Origin of the sequence: Chryseobacterium sp. Bi04 (genome assembly GCF_918698085.1) — a bacterium.
Classification (GTDB): Bacteria; Bacteroidota; Bacteroidia; order Flavobacteriales; family Weeksellaceae; genus Chryseobacterium.
Map to the genome: position 1 here is coordinate 265,455 of NZ_CAKKLP010000006.1, position 14,822 is coordinate 280,276.

The 14,822-nt window shown below is 35.6% G+C and carries 11 protein-coding genes; 3 read left to right on the forward strand and 8 right to left on the reverse strand.

Features of this window, described 5'->3' with window-relative positions; genetic code table 11:
- Window positions 1-48: 48 nt before the first annotated feature.
- Entirely contained in the window at window positions 49-2,766 is a 2,718-nt protein-coding gene (locus LQV47_RS12360; protein ID WP_230037286.1) for an outer membrane beta-barrel protein, read from the forward strand.
- Window positions 2,767-2,938: 172 nt separating this feature from the next.
- Window positions 2,939-4,798 carry a CocE/NonD family hydrolase gene (locus LQV47_RS12365; RefSeq protein ID WP_230037289.1) on the forward strand — a complete coding sequence of 620 codons (1,860 nt, stop codon included), beginning with the start codon at window positions 2,939-2,941 and terminating at the stop codon, window positions 4,796-4,798.
- 92 nt (window positions 4,799-4,890) lie between these two features.
- Here LQV47_RS12365 and LQV47_RS12370 read toward each other — a convergent pair whose 3' ends face one another.
- From LQV47_RS12370 to speB, 3 genes are all read right to left on the reverse strand, one after another.
- The gene (locus tag LQV47_RS12370; protein WP_230037291.1) at window positions 4,891-5,502 is read right to left on the reverse strand and encodes an alpha-ketoglutarate-dependent dioxygenase AlkB; all 612 of its coding nucleotides are present in this window, start codon (window positions 5,500-5,502) and stop codon (window positions 4,891-4,893) included.
- Between the two features lie 67 nt (window positions 5,503-5,569).
- Window positions 5,570-6,412 carry a methylated-DNA--[protein]-cysteine S-methyltransferase gene (locus LQV47_RS12375; RefSeq protein WP_230037292.1) on the reverse strand — a complete coding sequence of 281 codons (843 nt, stop codon included), beginning with the start codon at window positions 6,410-6,412 and terminating at the stop codon, window positions 5,570-5,572.
- A gap of 68 nt (window positions 6,413-6,480) precedes the next feature.
- Window positions 6,481-7,338 carry an agmatinase gene (gene speB, locus LQV47_RS12380; RefSeq protein ID WP_230037294.1) on the reverse strand — a complete coding sequence of 286 codons (858 nt, stop codon included), beginning with the start codon at window positions 7,336-7,338 and terminating at the stop codon, window positions 6,481-6,483.
- 186 nt (window positions 7,339-7,524) lie between these two features.
- Here speB and LQV47_RS12385 point away from each other — a divergent pair, with 186 nt between their 5' ends.
- A complete protein-coding gene (locus tag LQV47_RS12385) occupies window positions 7,525-8,184 on the forward strand; it encodes an HAD family phosphatase (protein WP_230037296.1) in 660 nt (219 codons plus the stop codon).
- Window positions 8,185-8,291: 107 nt separating this feature from the next.
- Here the strand turns inward: LQV47_RS12385 and LQV47_RS12390 are convergent, their stop codons facing one another.
- The 5 genes from LQV47_RS12390 to LQV47_RS12410 all read right to left on the reverse strand — a co-directional run bounded on the left by LQV47_RS12390 (window position 8,292) and on the right by LQV47_RS12410 (window position 14,634).
- Complete coding sequence (locus tag LQV47_RS12390) at window positions 8,292-9,686, reverse strand: arginine decarboxylase (RefSeq protein WP_230037298.1); 1,395 nt, start codon at window positions 9,684-9,686, stop codon at window positions 8,292-8,294.
- Between the two features lie 122 nt (window positions 9,687-9,808).
- On the reverse strand, window positions 9,809-10,684 hold the full coding sequence (locus tag LQV47_RS12395; RefSeq protein WP_230037300.1) for a tyrosine-protein phosphatase: 876 nt from the start codon (window positions 10,682-10,684) through the stop codon (window positions 9,809-9,811).
- A gap of 129 nt (window positions 10,685-10,813) precedes the next feature.
- Window positions 10,814-11,458 carry a thiamine diphosphokinase gene (locus tag LQV47_RS12400; RefSeq protein ID WP_230037302.1) on the reverse strand — a complete coding sequence of 215 codons (645 nt, stop codon included), beginning with the start codon at window positions 11,456-11,458 and terminating at the stop codon, window positions 10,814-10,816.
- On the reverse strand, window positions 11,448-12,017 hold the full coding sequence (locus tag LQV47_RS12405; protein WP_230037304.1) for a cob(I)yrinic acid a,c-diamide adenosyltransferase: 570 nt from the start codon (window positions 12,015-12,017) through the stop codon (window positions 11,448-11,450). Before LQV47_RS12405 ends, LQV47_RS12400 begins: the two co-directional genes overlap by 11 nt.
- Before the next feature lie 196 nt (window positions 12,018-12,213).
- Complete coding sequence (locus LQV47_RS12410) at window positions 12,214-14,634, reverse strand: TonB-dependent receptor (protein WP_230037306.1); 2,421 nt, start codon at window positions 14,632-14,634, stop codon at window positions 12,214-12,216.
- Between the last annotated feature and the right edge of the window lie 188 nt (window positions 14,635-14,822).

Below are 14,822 nucleotides of genomic sequence, written 5' to 3' on the forward strand. Positions count from 1 at the left end.
ATCCCTATATTGGGATGTTTTTTTATTTTTACCCTTTGAAAAAGCTAAATGAAGAAAATCTTACTGCTATTGCTTTTCGTATGCAATATCGTGATTGTACATGCCCAGAAACTGCATATTGACGGAATAGTATCGGACCTGGAAAAAAAACCTGTAGAAAATCTAACGGTATATCTGCTGAAGACAAAAGATTCATCTATTGTCAATTATACTGCTACCAATAAGGAGGGAAAATTTTCATTAAAAATTGATGAGGCAAAAGAACCGTCTGTTCTCAGAATTGACGCTGGAAACCTTTCCTATTCCAGGAAATTTGAAAAAATTGACCAGTCTTTATCTTTGGGTACTATAGAACTTGAGAAAAAAGCCGTGATCAATATTGATGAGGTCAAAATTACAGTCTCTCCCGTAAAAATAAAAAATGACACCATAGAATTCAATGCATCAGCGATTAAGGTACGCCCTGACAGCAAAATTCTGGAGCTTTTAAAGCAAATTCCCGGAGTAGAAGTCGGTAATGACGATAAAATTACAGTTAATGGGAAAGATGTAGATCAGGTTATGGTCAATGGAAAACCATTCTTTGATAAAGATGGTAAAATGGCTTTACAGAATCTTCCGGCAGATATTATTAAAAATATTCAGTTTACCACCACAAAAACAAAAGAAGAAGAGCTTAGTGGGAAACCTCCAAAATCTCAGAATACTACGATCAACTTTACTATTGATGAAAAGAAGAACAAAGGATTTCTTTCAAGGATTACCCTTGGCTACGGCTCTGATAAGCGGTATGAAGGCAGTACGCTTCTAAGTTATTTTAAAGGAGACACTAAAATCAGTCTTTTAGCTTCTTCCAACAATATCAATTCGAAAAGCGTTTCTGCTGATGATGTTTTTGATAATATGGGCCGTATCAGAGGCTCAGGTACTCAAACAGGTGGCAATGGGATTCAAAGATCTACCACTATTGGACTTAACTACAATGATAAGCTCGGAAAAGATGCAGATCTGGATAATCTCAGTCTAAAATACTCCAATTCTACTATGGAAACCCGGTCTAAAGTTTCAAGAACGACCCTTCTTCCCAGCTATACACTCAAAACCAATTCTGAAAGCAATGGTGACACTGAATCCAGAGCATATAATTTTGACAGTTCAGCACGGATAAAACTGGATTCTCTGACCAATATTTATATATCTCCATCTTTTTCAAAATCTGAAAATTTCAGCTTCAGCAGATCTCAGTCATCCACTTTAAGGGATGATAAGCTGCTTAATGAAAGTACATCTTCCAGCAGTACCCGTGGAGAAAGTAATGCTTTTAGTCCTACTATTTATTTTTCGAAAAACTTAAGAAAAAAAGGAAGGTCAATTTCGGCCACCATCAACACCAGTATTTCTGAGTCCAACAGTGATAATATCAATCAGTCGCAAAATACATTCTACAATGAATCCGGCCTTACCACAGACAACCGGGATCAGCTACAGAAGAATAAATCACAAAGTAACAATTACAGTTTCAGCGCAGGGTATACAGAACCTATCTCAGATTCCGCAATGGTAAGCCTTCAATTGGAATACAGTTCAAAATTGTCACGAGATTCGAGAGATTTCAGTGATTTTGATCCTGTTACAGGACAATATTCCAAATACAATACACTGCTTTCAAACAGTATGAATCAAAGAATTAACCAGGTTTCTCCTGAGCTTTCTTTTTCTCTCTTCAAAAAGAAGTATAATATCTGGAGCGGTGTAAATCTTGATATCTCAGATATGAAGGTAAGTTCTGTTTTCAAAGGACAGTCATATGATCTTCAGAAAAATTTTGTGCTTCCAAGATATACAGTAAATTTTCAGTATACTTTTTCAGAACGTACAAACCTTACTTTATACAATTCTTCAAGCTTCAATATTCCTGGGGCAGAACAACTGACTCCTTATAAAGATGAATCCGATCCGCTGATCTCCTATACAGGAAATCCTGATTTGAAAAACACCTGGATGACTAACACTAACCTTTCCTTTAACAGGTTTAATATTATCAAAAATTTCAACTACTATATCAATATAGGCTTTACCTACAGAAATAATGACGTCATCAATTACACCAAATATGATGAGGCCGGAAAACAGATTGTTACTTATGATAATGTAAGCGGAAATAAAAATGTTACCATTGGTACAGGTTTAACCAAGATTTTCAAGTGGCAGGACAAAAAACTCACCATTAGCCCAAGATTCAATATGAATTATACCTACAATAATGGTTTTATCAATGGACAGGCTTTTAAAAGCAACTCATATAGTATGAATCCGGGATTGAATCTGAGCTTTGAAATTAAGGAAAAGTTTAGTATTAAACCCTCCTATAAAATTGGATATAATTTCTCAAAATATTCCAATTATAATATAGACCAGGTAAATACAATGAATCAGTCTTTAAAGCTGGAACTTACCAACTACCTCTTTCAAAACAGGCTTGTTTTCGGAAATGACTTCGAGTACAATACCAGTTCCAATATTGCTCCCGGATTCAAAAAGGATTTCTATTTTTGGAACACCAGTCTGGGATATTCTTTTTTCAAAAAGCAGCTGACGGCAAAAGTAAAAATTTATGATGTCTTAAATCAAAATCAAAGTGTAAGGAGAACGATCACTGATTCTTATTTTGAAGACCGTGAAGATCTGATTCTAAAGCGCTATATTATGTTTTCGCTGAGTATGAAACTTAATAAATTTGCAGGTAAAAAACCGAAAAATAAATAATATTGTATTTTTTAAAAAAAATATGATTTTTATGAGCATCTCACTTGAAGAACTGAGTTTCCCCTTCCATAAACACAGCAAATATCTGAATTGATGGGTATTTTCAAGAAGATTCTTGAGATAAAACATGGTGGCTTTATTTTTATTTTTAATTTAGCCGTAAATTTTTTTTATGAAAATCCATATTTCAGTGTTATGTATTCTTTTTTTCTTTCTTGGGAAAGCTCAAAAAACGGAACAGAAAGACAATTTCGTTAAAGATAATTTCACCAAGAAAGAATTTTATATTCCTATGCGTGACGGGGTGAAACTTTTCACATCTGTCTATATTCCGAAAGATATCTCAAATAAAAACAAATATCCTTTCCTGATGCAGAGAACCTGCTACAGCGTAGCTCCTTATGGAGAAAATGAATATAAAACAAAGGTAGGCCCGAACTCCTATCTGATGAAAGACAAATACATCTTCGTCTATCAGGATGTCCGTGGAAGATATATGAGCGAAGGTACTTTTACCAATATGACCCCTCAGGTAGAGCGTAAAACAAAAAAAGATGTGGATGAAAGTACAGATACCTATGATACGATAGAATGGCTTTTGAAAAACGTTAAAGATAACAATGGGAAAGCAGGACAGTTTGGAACTTCGTATCCGGGCTTTTATACTGCTGTGGGTACATTGGCCCAACATCCGGCTTTGGTAGCCTCTTCTCCCCAGGCTCCGATTTCTGATTTCTGGAATGACGATTTCCTTCATAACGGAAGATTTATGCTGGGCTATTTCAGAACATTCCCTGTTTTTGGAGTTCAAAAGACAAAAGCAGAGAATAAAGCATGGTATATGGATTCTTTCGTTAAGCAAACCTCTGAAGACGGATTAAAGTTCTACAGAGAGCTTGGCACCCTGAAAGATGGCTATGAAAAGTATTACAAAGACAATTTCTTCATGACCGAAATTATGAATCATACCAATTATGATGAATTCTGGCAGAAGAGAAATCTTCTTCCTCACCTGAAAAATATCAACCATGCTGTAATGACCGTGGGCGGATGGTTTGATGCTGAAGACCTTTCCGGTCCTTTGAATATTTACAAAACAATTGAAAAAACAAGTCCAAAAGCGAAAAACACTATTGTAATGGGGCCTTTCTCTCACGGCGGCTGGTCTCAGGAACAGGGAAAACATTTCCACAGTGAAACCTATTTCGGAGACAGCATTGCCACTTACTATGAGAAAAATATTGAGACCAAATTCTTTAACCACTATCTGAAAGGAAATACAAAAGAAGATGCAGAACTTCCTGAAGCCTTAATGTATGATACCGGAGCCAAAGAATGGAAAGAATTTGCTTCTTATCCTCCTAAAAATGCACAGAAAGTTAATTTCTATTTATCGAACAAAACCTTAAAGAAAACTTCCGGCTCAGGATATTCAGAATATTACAGTGATCCTGAAAACCCGGTTTTAAGTTCCGATCACTTAAAAGATTTTAACGGCTTTACGCCTAAAAATTATATGTCGGAAGATCAGAGATTTGCAGTAGGAAGACCCGATGTACTGACGTTCACTACAGATGTTCTGACAGAAGATATTGCATTTGCCGGAGAGATTATGGCCAAACTGAATATTGCATCCACTTCTACAGATGCCGATTTTGCGGTAAAACTGATTGATGTATACCCTGAAGATTTCAAACCTGCTGAAAAGAAAGACGGCGTAATCTATGGAAACTACCATCAGATGGTAAGAAGTGAAATTATGCCGGCAAGATTCAGAAATACAAGAGAAAAAGGTGAAGCTTTAGTTCCGAATCAGAAAACAGCGGTCAACTTCAGGCTTCAGGATGTGGTTCATACTTTCAAAAAAGGACATAAGATCCAGATCCAGATCAGCAGTACCTGGTTTCCTCTGTTTGCTGTTAATCCGCAGAAGTTCCTGGATAATCCTAATTTTGCTACTAAGGAAGATTATACTAAGGCATTAATTAAAATTTATGATGACAGCTCTATTGAAGCTGAGGTTTTAAAATAAAGAGAAAAAGCGGTTCGTCCGAACAGCTTTTATTTTTTATCACCTGCAGATTGAGCTGATATTGTGCATCTGATCAATAGGTGTGATTTTTTCTAATCTTCAATGGTTCTGAAGGTAAGATTCACCCTGGGTGTTTTTACTTTTGTACTTGGAGGAAGCCTGTGAAGCCAATAATCCTGAGTTGTTCCTTTCATAACCAGCAGACTTCCCTGTTCAAGGAAGATTTCCACCTTTTCTTTTGTTGTTTTATGTTTAAATAAAAACTTTCTCTCCGCTCCAAAAGTAAGAGAAGCAATAGCGCCATGTTTCTTAAGGTCGGTTTCTCCATCACTGTGATAAGCCATTCCCTCGCTTCCGTCATGGTATAAATTAAGAAGGCATGAATTGTACGTTTCACCTGTCACTTCTTCACACTTCTTTTTTAATTCCAATAGCTCAGGGGTCCAGTATTTTGCATATTTTGTTCTCTTTGAATAGGTGTATTCAAAAGCTTTCTCGCCAAACCATGCCACCTTTCTCTTGGTTAAAATCAGTTTTCCGAATATCATTGCTTCATCATGTTCCCAGGGAATCTGATGGAACAAATAGTCGTAGTAAAAGTCAGATTCCTGTTTTGAGAAAACTTTTCCATAGTAAAGAGCAGTTCCATCGTGTGGAAGGAGACTTAAGGGATAATCCGGTGTTTCGTCGAAGAGACTGAGCATTGATTTTTGTTTTTGTTAATACAAATTACGTAATGTTTTTGTAAATAGGTTATGGTGGCCAAAACACTTAGGAGTAAAGTTGTGAGCTCTCCCAGCCTACAATCATCTGTTTTCTCTCACTACCCCATCGGTACCCGCCAAGATGTCCGGTAGACTGAATAACACGGTGACACGGAATAAGAAATGCTACCGGGTTACTTCCGATGGCAGTTCCTACAGCTCTGGAAGCCTTTGGGTTTCCAATCTTTTCAGCCAAAGTACCGTATGTAGACAGTTTCCCCATCGGAATAGTCAATAAGCTTTCCCAAACTTTAAGCTGAAAATCGGTTCCTTTTAAATGAAGTTTGATGGTATTGAGCTTTGTCCAGTCTTTATCAAATATGGACAATGCATTCTTCTGAAGTGTATCCTGTTTTTCAAGAAAAGAAGCATTAGGAAATTTATGTTTCAAATTCCCTAATACTGATTCTTTATCGTTTTCAAAAGCCATATAGCAGATTCCCTTTTCTGTGGAAGCCACTCCTATATTCCCGAATGGGCTTTCTGAAAAGCTATAATTAATGACAAGACTTTTCCCTCCGTTTTTATACTCCGCAGGGGACATTCCTTCTATTTTCACAAACAGATCATGAAGCCTGCTGGTACTGGAAAGCCCTGTTTCATACGCGGTGTCAAATAAGCTTGCCTTTTCTTCCTTCAATAAATTTTTAGCATGTTCAAGACTGATGAACTGCAAAAATTTTTTCGGACTTGTTCCTGCCCAATCTGTAAAGATCTTTTGAAAATGGGCCGGACTCAAGTGAATATTCTCTGCCACTTCCTCCAAACTTGGCTGAAGCCTGAAATTGCTCTGGATATATTCTATCGCTTTGGCAATTCTGTTATAATCTATTTGATTTTGTGTGGACATTTTTATTCTGTTTTACCTCACAAATTTCCTAAGAATATACGGCAGAAAAAATCCGATTCTTGCGGAATTTAGTTGTTGTTATAAATATTGTTGTACGCAAGCATCTTATAATATAACTTAGCCGCCAAGAAAGCTGTTGGCTTAGCCATTGGAGAATCCATTAATTCTACAATATCAAAGGCCACTACGTTACATTTTTCAAATACTTTTCTTAATAATTCCAATGTTGGATACCATTGTAATCCACCCGGTTCCGGAGTTCCTGTAGATGGTGCAATAGAAGGGTCGAAAGCATCTAAGTCAATGGTGATATACACATTTCCTGATACTTTTTCCAATACATCATTAACCCAGTTTTCATTGTTCGCTATTTCATGAGCAAAGAATACTCTTCCTTCAGGCAGATATTCAACTTCCTCAGCATCCATAGAGCGGATTCCCACCTGAACTAAGTTATGTTTCTGATTCGCTTCAAAAACAGCACAAGCATGGTTAGAAGTTGATCCATGAAACTCAGGACGTAAATCTGTATGAGCATCCAACTGAAGAACAGTTAAATTTTCATATTTCTCCCCTACAGCACGGATAGATCCGATAGACACAGAGTGTTCTCCACCGAAAAGGGTAAATACTTTTCCTTCATGTTGCAAAAGCTCTTTTGTTTTTTGATAAACAGCTTCTGTCATGGCTTCAGGGCTGGAGTTTTCAGAAACTTCACCCGCTAAATATACTCCTTCAAGGTAAGGTTCAGTTCCTGTTTCAATATCATAAAGCTCCATATTTTCAGAAGCATCTAAGAATAACTCAGGGCCTTTATCAGCTCCTTTTCCCCATGTTGAAGTTCCATCATAAGGAACAGTTACCAACATTACTTTCGAATTCTCTAACGTTGCGTTTTCTTCGGGAATTCCTGCGTATGTTTTCATATATAATTATTAATTAAAAAATTAAATGATTGAAAAATTAAAAAGATTCTGCAAAGATACAAAATAGTAGTTGAGTTATAAATAATTGGTGATTTGTTATGAATTTTACCCTTATGCCAAGTTTTAAATCCTGAAATCATTTAATGTTTAAATTTTTAAAGTTATTTTTGTAAAAACTTTCAAAATATGCCTTTAAAAGCCGTTCTTTTCGATATGGATGGAGTTATTGTAGATACAGAACCATTGCATAGAAAAGCTTATTTCAAAACCTTTGATGAATTGGAAATTGCAGTTTCCGAAGATTTATATACGTCTTTTACCGGAGCTTCTACCAAAAGAGTTTGTGAAGCATTAATTAAGAAATATCATTTAAGCCAGACCCATGAAGCTATTTCAGCGATCAAAAGATCCCATTTTAAGGATTATTTCTATAACGATGACGAATTTGATTTAATTCCGGGGGTAAGAAAACTGATTGAGCATTACCATGAAAACGGGATAAAGCTGATCTTAGCTTCTTCTGCAACCATGACGACTATCAATATGGTTTTTGATAAATTCGAACTTGAAAATTACTTCAGTGGGAAGATCAGTGGTGCAGATTTAAAAGAATCAAAACCCCATCCTGAAGTTTTCTTATTGGCGGCAGAAATGGCAGGTGAACCAGTAGAAAACTGTATGGTAATTGAAGATTCTACCAATGGAATTCTTGCTGCACACAGAGCTGAAATCTTCTGTGCCGCTTACAGAAGTCCACATTCTAAAAATCAGGATTATACATTAGCGGATACTGTAGTTTCCGATTACGAAGAGTTAGAACTGGATAAAGTTTCAAAATATTTCTAAAATAAAAAGCTCTCAAAAATTTTGAGAGCTTTTGCTTTATATAGGTTTTAACTGAGCCAATTGTTTTTTGCAAAAGAGCTTAAAGCCTGTTTTTATTGATAACAGATTTATTTGTAACCAAGAAGTTTTAACACATCTTCTGGCTCCTGCTTTTCACGGAAAATTTCATACTGCAGCTCACCGTTCTCATCCTTTTGAATCAGGACGTGCCTCGGCTGAGGCATCAGGCAGTGGTGTACCCCACCGTAACCTCCAATGGTTTCCTGATAAGCTCCGGTATGGAAAAATCCTATGTATAAAGGTTTTATATCACTGAAAACAGGAAGGTAAATGGCATTGGTATGCTGTTCAGAGTTGTAATAATCATCGGAATCACATGTCAGCCCTCCCAGGAATACTCTTTCATAAGAATCTTCCCAACGGTTGAGCGGAAGCATAATGAAGTGTCTTGAAATTGCCCAGGTATCAGGAAGTGTAGTCATGAAAGAAGAGTCGATCATATTCCACTTTTCTCTGTCGTTCTGACGTTTCTGAGAAATAATTTTATAAAGGTTCGCCCCACTTTCTCCAACTGTAAAGCTTCCGAATTCAGTATAAATATTGGGTTCTTCCACTCCTTCTTCTTCACAGAATTTCTTGATTTGAGAAACAATTTCCTCTACCATATACTGGTAATCATAATCAAAATTCAAAGAAGTTTTAATAGGAAAACCACCTCCAATATTCAGGGAATCCACTTCAGGAGCAATTTTCTTCAAACGTGCATATACACGAAGACACTTGTACAGTTCGTTCCAGTAGTATGAAGTATCTTTAATCCCCGTATTAATGAAGAAGTGAAGCATTTTCAATCTTGCATTCGGGTGTTCAGCAATTTTCTGGCTGTAATAAGGAATAATATCTTTATATCCTATCCCTAGTCTCGAGGTATAAAATTCAAACTTCGGTTCTTCTTCCGAAGCTATTCTGATCCCTATATTAAAAGTAGAATCTATACTTTCCGTAAGTTTATCCAACTCCCGGTAGTTATCCAGGATCGGAGTAATATTTTCAAAACCATTATTGATCATCTCTGAAATCTTCATCAGGTAATCATCCGTTTTGAATCCATTACAGATCACTTCAATATTTTTATCTACTTTCTCTTTTTCATAAAGAGCTTTTACAATATCCATATCATAGGCAGAAGAAGTCTCTATAGAAATTTCATTTTTAAGGGCTTCTTCCAGTACAAAGTTAAAATGACTGGATTTTGTGCAGTAGCAGTAGGTGTAATTCTTTTTATATCCGGTTTTTTCAAAAGCTTCTTTAAACCAGCTTTTGGCTTTCTGAATATTTTGAGAAATTCTCGGCAGATAGCTAATCTTTAGCGGAGTGCCAAATTGCTCTACGACATCCATTAATGGAACATCGTGGAACAACAAATTGTTCTCAGAAACATTAAACTCCTCTGTAGGGAAATATAACGTCTGATCAATAAGTTCCGAGTACTTTATTTTCATTTCTAAACAAGTGAATTAAGAAATGCAAAATTGCTAAAAAAGTTTGATTTTTGGGCGTTAAATTTATTATAATTTTCTATAATACCCTGATCGTCTCTTCTAAATATTTTTCTATCTGATAATCAATACGTAAACTTTTCAATATATTCCTTCCTTTTTGCTTCAGAGATCCCTAAGGCCTGCTGAATGTAAACATCCATTGAGCCGTACTTTTTATTAATCTCCCCAAAAGCTGCATCAAGATATCCTTTTTCAACCCAGCTCAGCTTTTCCAGGACTTTTATGTCCATTTTTGGATAAAGAAAATGTAAATTATTGGCCAGCCGGAGTCTTTTCTGAACAAGATCTTTTCTAAAGGTATTGGATAAAAGGTATTCATTGTAAATAGTTTCCTTATCAAATTTCAATATCGTTAAGATCAAGGCTGTAGTAATCCCCGTTCTGTCTTTCCCGGCAGTGCAGTGGTAGAGAACAGGTTCATTAGATTCTAAAATCTCTGTAATAATGGTCTTTATCGTTTCCGGATTTTCTGTGACATATTCCCGATAGAAATCTACCATTCTTTTATCTGCATCAGAACCGTTTACTTTTCCTTTTAACACCAGTTTTTTAGCCTGATCCAGCTGATCGCCCTGGTCTTCAAAGGCAGAATAATTCTTGTACTTAATTTCTGCCGGAAGATGATCCGGTTTCTGAGCAATTTCTTTAGAATTTCTAAGGTCAATAATTTCTTTTATTCCCAGGCTTTGAATGTCATCAAAAGAGCTTTTTTTGAGCTGATGAAGATGCCCGCTTCGGTAAAAAAAGCCATGTTTTAAGGTACGGCCATCCGTATTTTTAATATTTCCTACTGTCCGGAAGTTAATCACTTTTTTGATCTTGATAACTTTCTCCGTTTCATTTTTCCCATACTCCGGTGTTTCATTATGCAGTGTTTTACAGGAAAAAGCACTGCATAATGAAAGACTGACCAGTGATATTTTGATAAACTTATTCAATAGTTCTTTTTTGTTTCACCACAAAAGTTACAAAAAATTTTTAAACTTTAATACCCAACGCTTTGGAATGGTTATTTACGGGTAAGCAGGCTAAAGCCCATTTCCATTATCGGTAAAAAGACTGCTTTACTATATTGAAGGATATTCTATTTCATTACTCCCTACAAAAATGAGCAGATCTCCTGACTCATATTGCACTGAAACTTCATCTTTAACAGCAAAATTCCGGGTTCCTATTCTTGTAGTAATGCTTAAATCTCCATTGGTTAAAGGCCAGTTCAGTCCTGTAGTTGTTATATTACCTGCTGACGGAAAAGGATAAAGAGAAATCATCTTATTTTTCACTCCTTCCAATGTGAAATTTTTAGGGATAAAATAGTATTCTGAAAACTCATCGTAAAACCTGAGGCTCATACGGTCTTTAAATGCATAAGCAACACTAAGGTTTCCAAGGAAATGATCCTGTTCTCCTCCACTTGCCCCAAAAACATCTATATCAGAAAATCCTTTTTCCAGAATAATTTCCAATGCCTTATGAAAATCTGTTTTATCCTGATCCAATGTGAGAATAAATTTCTCTTCATACATATCTTCATCTGATCCCGAATGCGAATCAAAATCACCTGAAATAAAATCTAGCTTATCTAAGGGAAAACCCATTCTTTTAAGATAGTGAAAAGCCCCGTCTGTGCAGGCAATTAAACCATAATTTTCAGGATTGGGTAAAGATTTCGGAGCCTCTCCATTGATGAAAAGTAATACTTTATCTCTCATTCGGGTTCCAGTATTCTTCCGGTTCGTTGTTCAATTTTGAGATGTATCTTGCCAATACGAAAAGATAATCTGATAATCTGTTTAAATATTTAATAAGTTCAGGACGTACTTCTTCAGCCTCATTTAAGAATACCAATGAACGTTCCGCTCTTCTGCAGATGGTTCTTGCTGCATGTAAGAAAGTGGCGGATTTTCCTCCACCGGGAAGGATAAAATACTGAAGCGGTTCCAGTTTTTCATCAAAAGAATCCATCCACTGCTCCAGTTCTTCAATTTCTGTTTCTGAAATAATGATAGGAAGACGTGATTTTCCATTTGCCAGCATCAATTTATCCACTGGTGTTGCAGCTTCAGAACCTACTGTGAATAAATCAAATTGAATTTTTTTCAATTGTCTTAGAACCTCTTCATCCTCAATATGACTTTTTGAAATTCCGATGAATGAATTCAACTCGTCTATATTTCCGTAGCTGTCCACTCTTGCACTCGCTTTGGAAACTCTTGTTCCGCCGTATAGTGCCGTTTGGCCTTTATCTCCTGTTTTTGTATAAATTTTCATACTACTAAAATACTTTTTTTTGTACAATTTGAAAAGTAAAACATAGTAATAAATCCCTATTCTATCTGAAAAAAATATTAACTGACATTAGGAATTAATGTCAGTTAATATTTGCATAGGTAGGTTTTATACCTTTCGATATGGTTTACTCTTTGTTAAGCATGACAAAGCAAATGTTAATTCCCTTATTTATAGATTAAAAAGTATAATTAACATTGAGCTGAAAAATTGTTCCGTTAAATCCAAACTGATTGACCTCCCAAGGATATTTGAACCTTCCTCCAAGATCTGTTACTATATCTCCTTTACTGTCTATTATATCCGGATAAATATTAAATAAATTATTTACTACTCCGGAAACTTTAAGGTCATTCGTGATTTTATATGTTAAAACTATGTCTGTAACGACCTTACCAGAAAATGTCTGATCTTTGGCAGGATCAGCTGCATGCTGCCATGTAACAGAACCAAAATAAGTATTATTAAGATTAAAGTTAAACTTTGAAATGTCATATGAAAGACTAAGAATAGTTTTTGTTTTTGGCCTTGCAGAAGTAATTCTGGATTGTTCTTTTCTATCAAAAAAGTTTTCTGAGTAACCATTTTCAGCCAAGATAAGTGGAACAGCAATATTATCTACTATTTTAGTTTCGTTATAATTGAAAGCAGCAATAATTCCCAATCTTCCTTTACCAATAGCAGAAGTATAATAATTAGCTACAAAATCTACTCCCTGAGTAACTGTATTTACAGCATTGGTGAAAAACTTCAAGGAGGTTATTTTATTATTGTCTAATATTACTTCCACAGGGTTTGTTGTATCCGGACTACCAGGAGCACCGGTTTTGTAACCAATATCTCCTGAGAAAAGTACTCTGTCTTTAATTTTTATTCTATAATAATCTGCTGTAATAGTAAGGTTTTTAAAAGGTTTTACGGCAAATCCTCCAGTAATATTAAAGGCTTTTTCAGCATTTAATTTTGGTACCCCAAGATCAGATCTTACAATTTGAGAGTCATTATTAAAAGTACCCTGATTAGCTACTGTATTCCCTGTAATTTTGGTTTGAACATTAGAATAATAAATTTGGTGTAATGAAGGCGCACGGAATCCTGTAGAAACAGACCCACGGAACACTAATTTATCATCTAACAACTTATATCTTGCATTTCCTTTCCAGGAAACATTATTTCCAAAATCACTAAAGTTTTCATACCTCACGGTTCCTCCAAGTAATAAGTTTTTTGTAATATCCCATTCAGCATTCACATAAGCTCCAATATTCTGACGATTTTCATTGACTTCATTCTGAGGCTGCAGCCCTGGAAATGATTCTGCTCCAGTTCCTATATAGGATGCTTCCTCTCCTGCCTTTGCCTGATAGTTTTCATTGCGTACTTCAACACCAGCTCCTAAAACAAGCGCACCAAAATCTCGGTTGATATCTATGTTTCCTATAATATTACTAAACTGATGTCCACCTGCCTTAAAACGGGTTGGTGAATTTGCACCCAAAGACGTATTAATGGTATTTCCTACAACATAATCTACAGCATTAGAGCCAAAGGTTGCACTCCCATCAAAACTCCATTTTCCAAACATGCCTTTCCACCCGGAGGTTAAGTTATAATCATAAACATCTGTTTTAAATTCTGGTTGAAATCCATTATAAGGCTGTCCTTTTGGAGTTAATAAACCAAAATCTGAAGTTACCCAATAGGGGGTTCTATACAAACTATAGCTTGTCCCATTCCTGTAAGTTGTCCCTCCAAAAGCATAGAATTTGCCCGTTTCACCTGTTGGCAATTCAAAATTTACAAACATATTGGCAACTTTTGTCTCTGGCTGTCCTATAGTCATTCCTAATCCAGGATTGGCTTGCGTCCAGGCATTCTCTACCCCAAAAAGTTCATCTTTTGTAGTAGATCCTGCACGGTTCGTTTTATTTTGGGAAGAATATCCCAATGTAAGGTTCAAACTTCCATTTTTTGCAACCCGGATGCCTGTATTAAAATCTGCTCCGATATTAAAACCGTCTCCCTCTGAAGTAATACCTGAAAAAAGATTGACTGTACTTTTTCCAACACTGTTCTTAAGAATAATATTAATTACTCCTGCAATAGCATCAGAACCATATTGTGCAGATGCACCATCTCTCAATACCTCTACATTCTGTAAAGCGGCAGACGGAATACTTTTCAGATCCGTACCTACCTCACCTTTTCCCGGTGTATCATTTACATAAATTAAAGCACTTTGATTTTTTCTTTTCCCATTCACCAAAACTAATGTTCTGGAAGGCCCTAATCCTCTTAAATCTGCAGGATCAAAATGAGCTGTTGCATCAGAAACGGTTTGCTGTGATGAATTAAAAGAGGGTACAGCATACGTCAAAGCTTTATCAAAGGTAACCTGCCCTGTAGATTTTAGCTGTACAGCTGAAATATTATCAATAGGAATTGCAGAGGTAATTATGGTCCTGGGCTTAGTTCTCCCCGTAGTAACCACAACTTCATCTATATTGTTTTCTTTTACAGTTTCCTGAGCATATGCCATAGTACCAGCTCCGCTTAAAACTAATGCATAGATTTTTTTTTTAAAGATTTTCTTTTTCATGTCAAGTATTAATAATTAAATAAATTTAGAAAAAAATTAAACACTAAACATAAAAACAAAATAAATAATAAGAATTATATTCAATAATTAACAAAACATTATTTATTTACAAAAACAAAAAACTGATTTACAAAGTATAAAATTGCTTATTAATAGTCTAAAAAAGAAATATAGCAACAAATTTATAT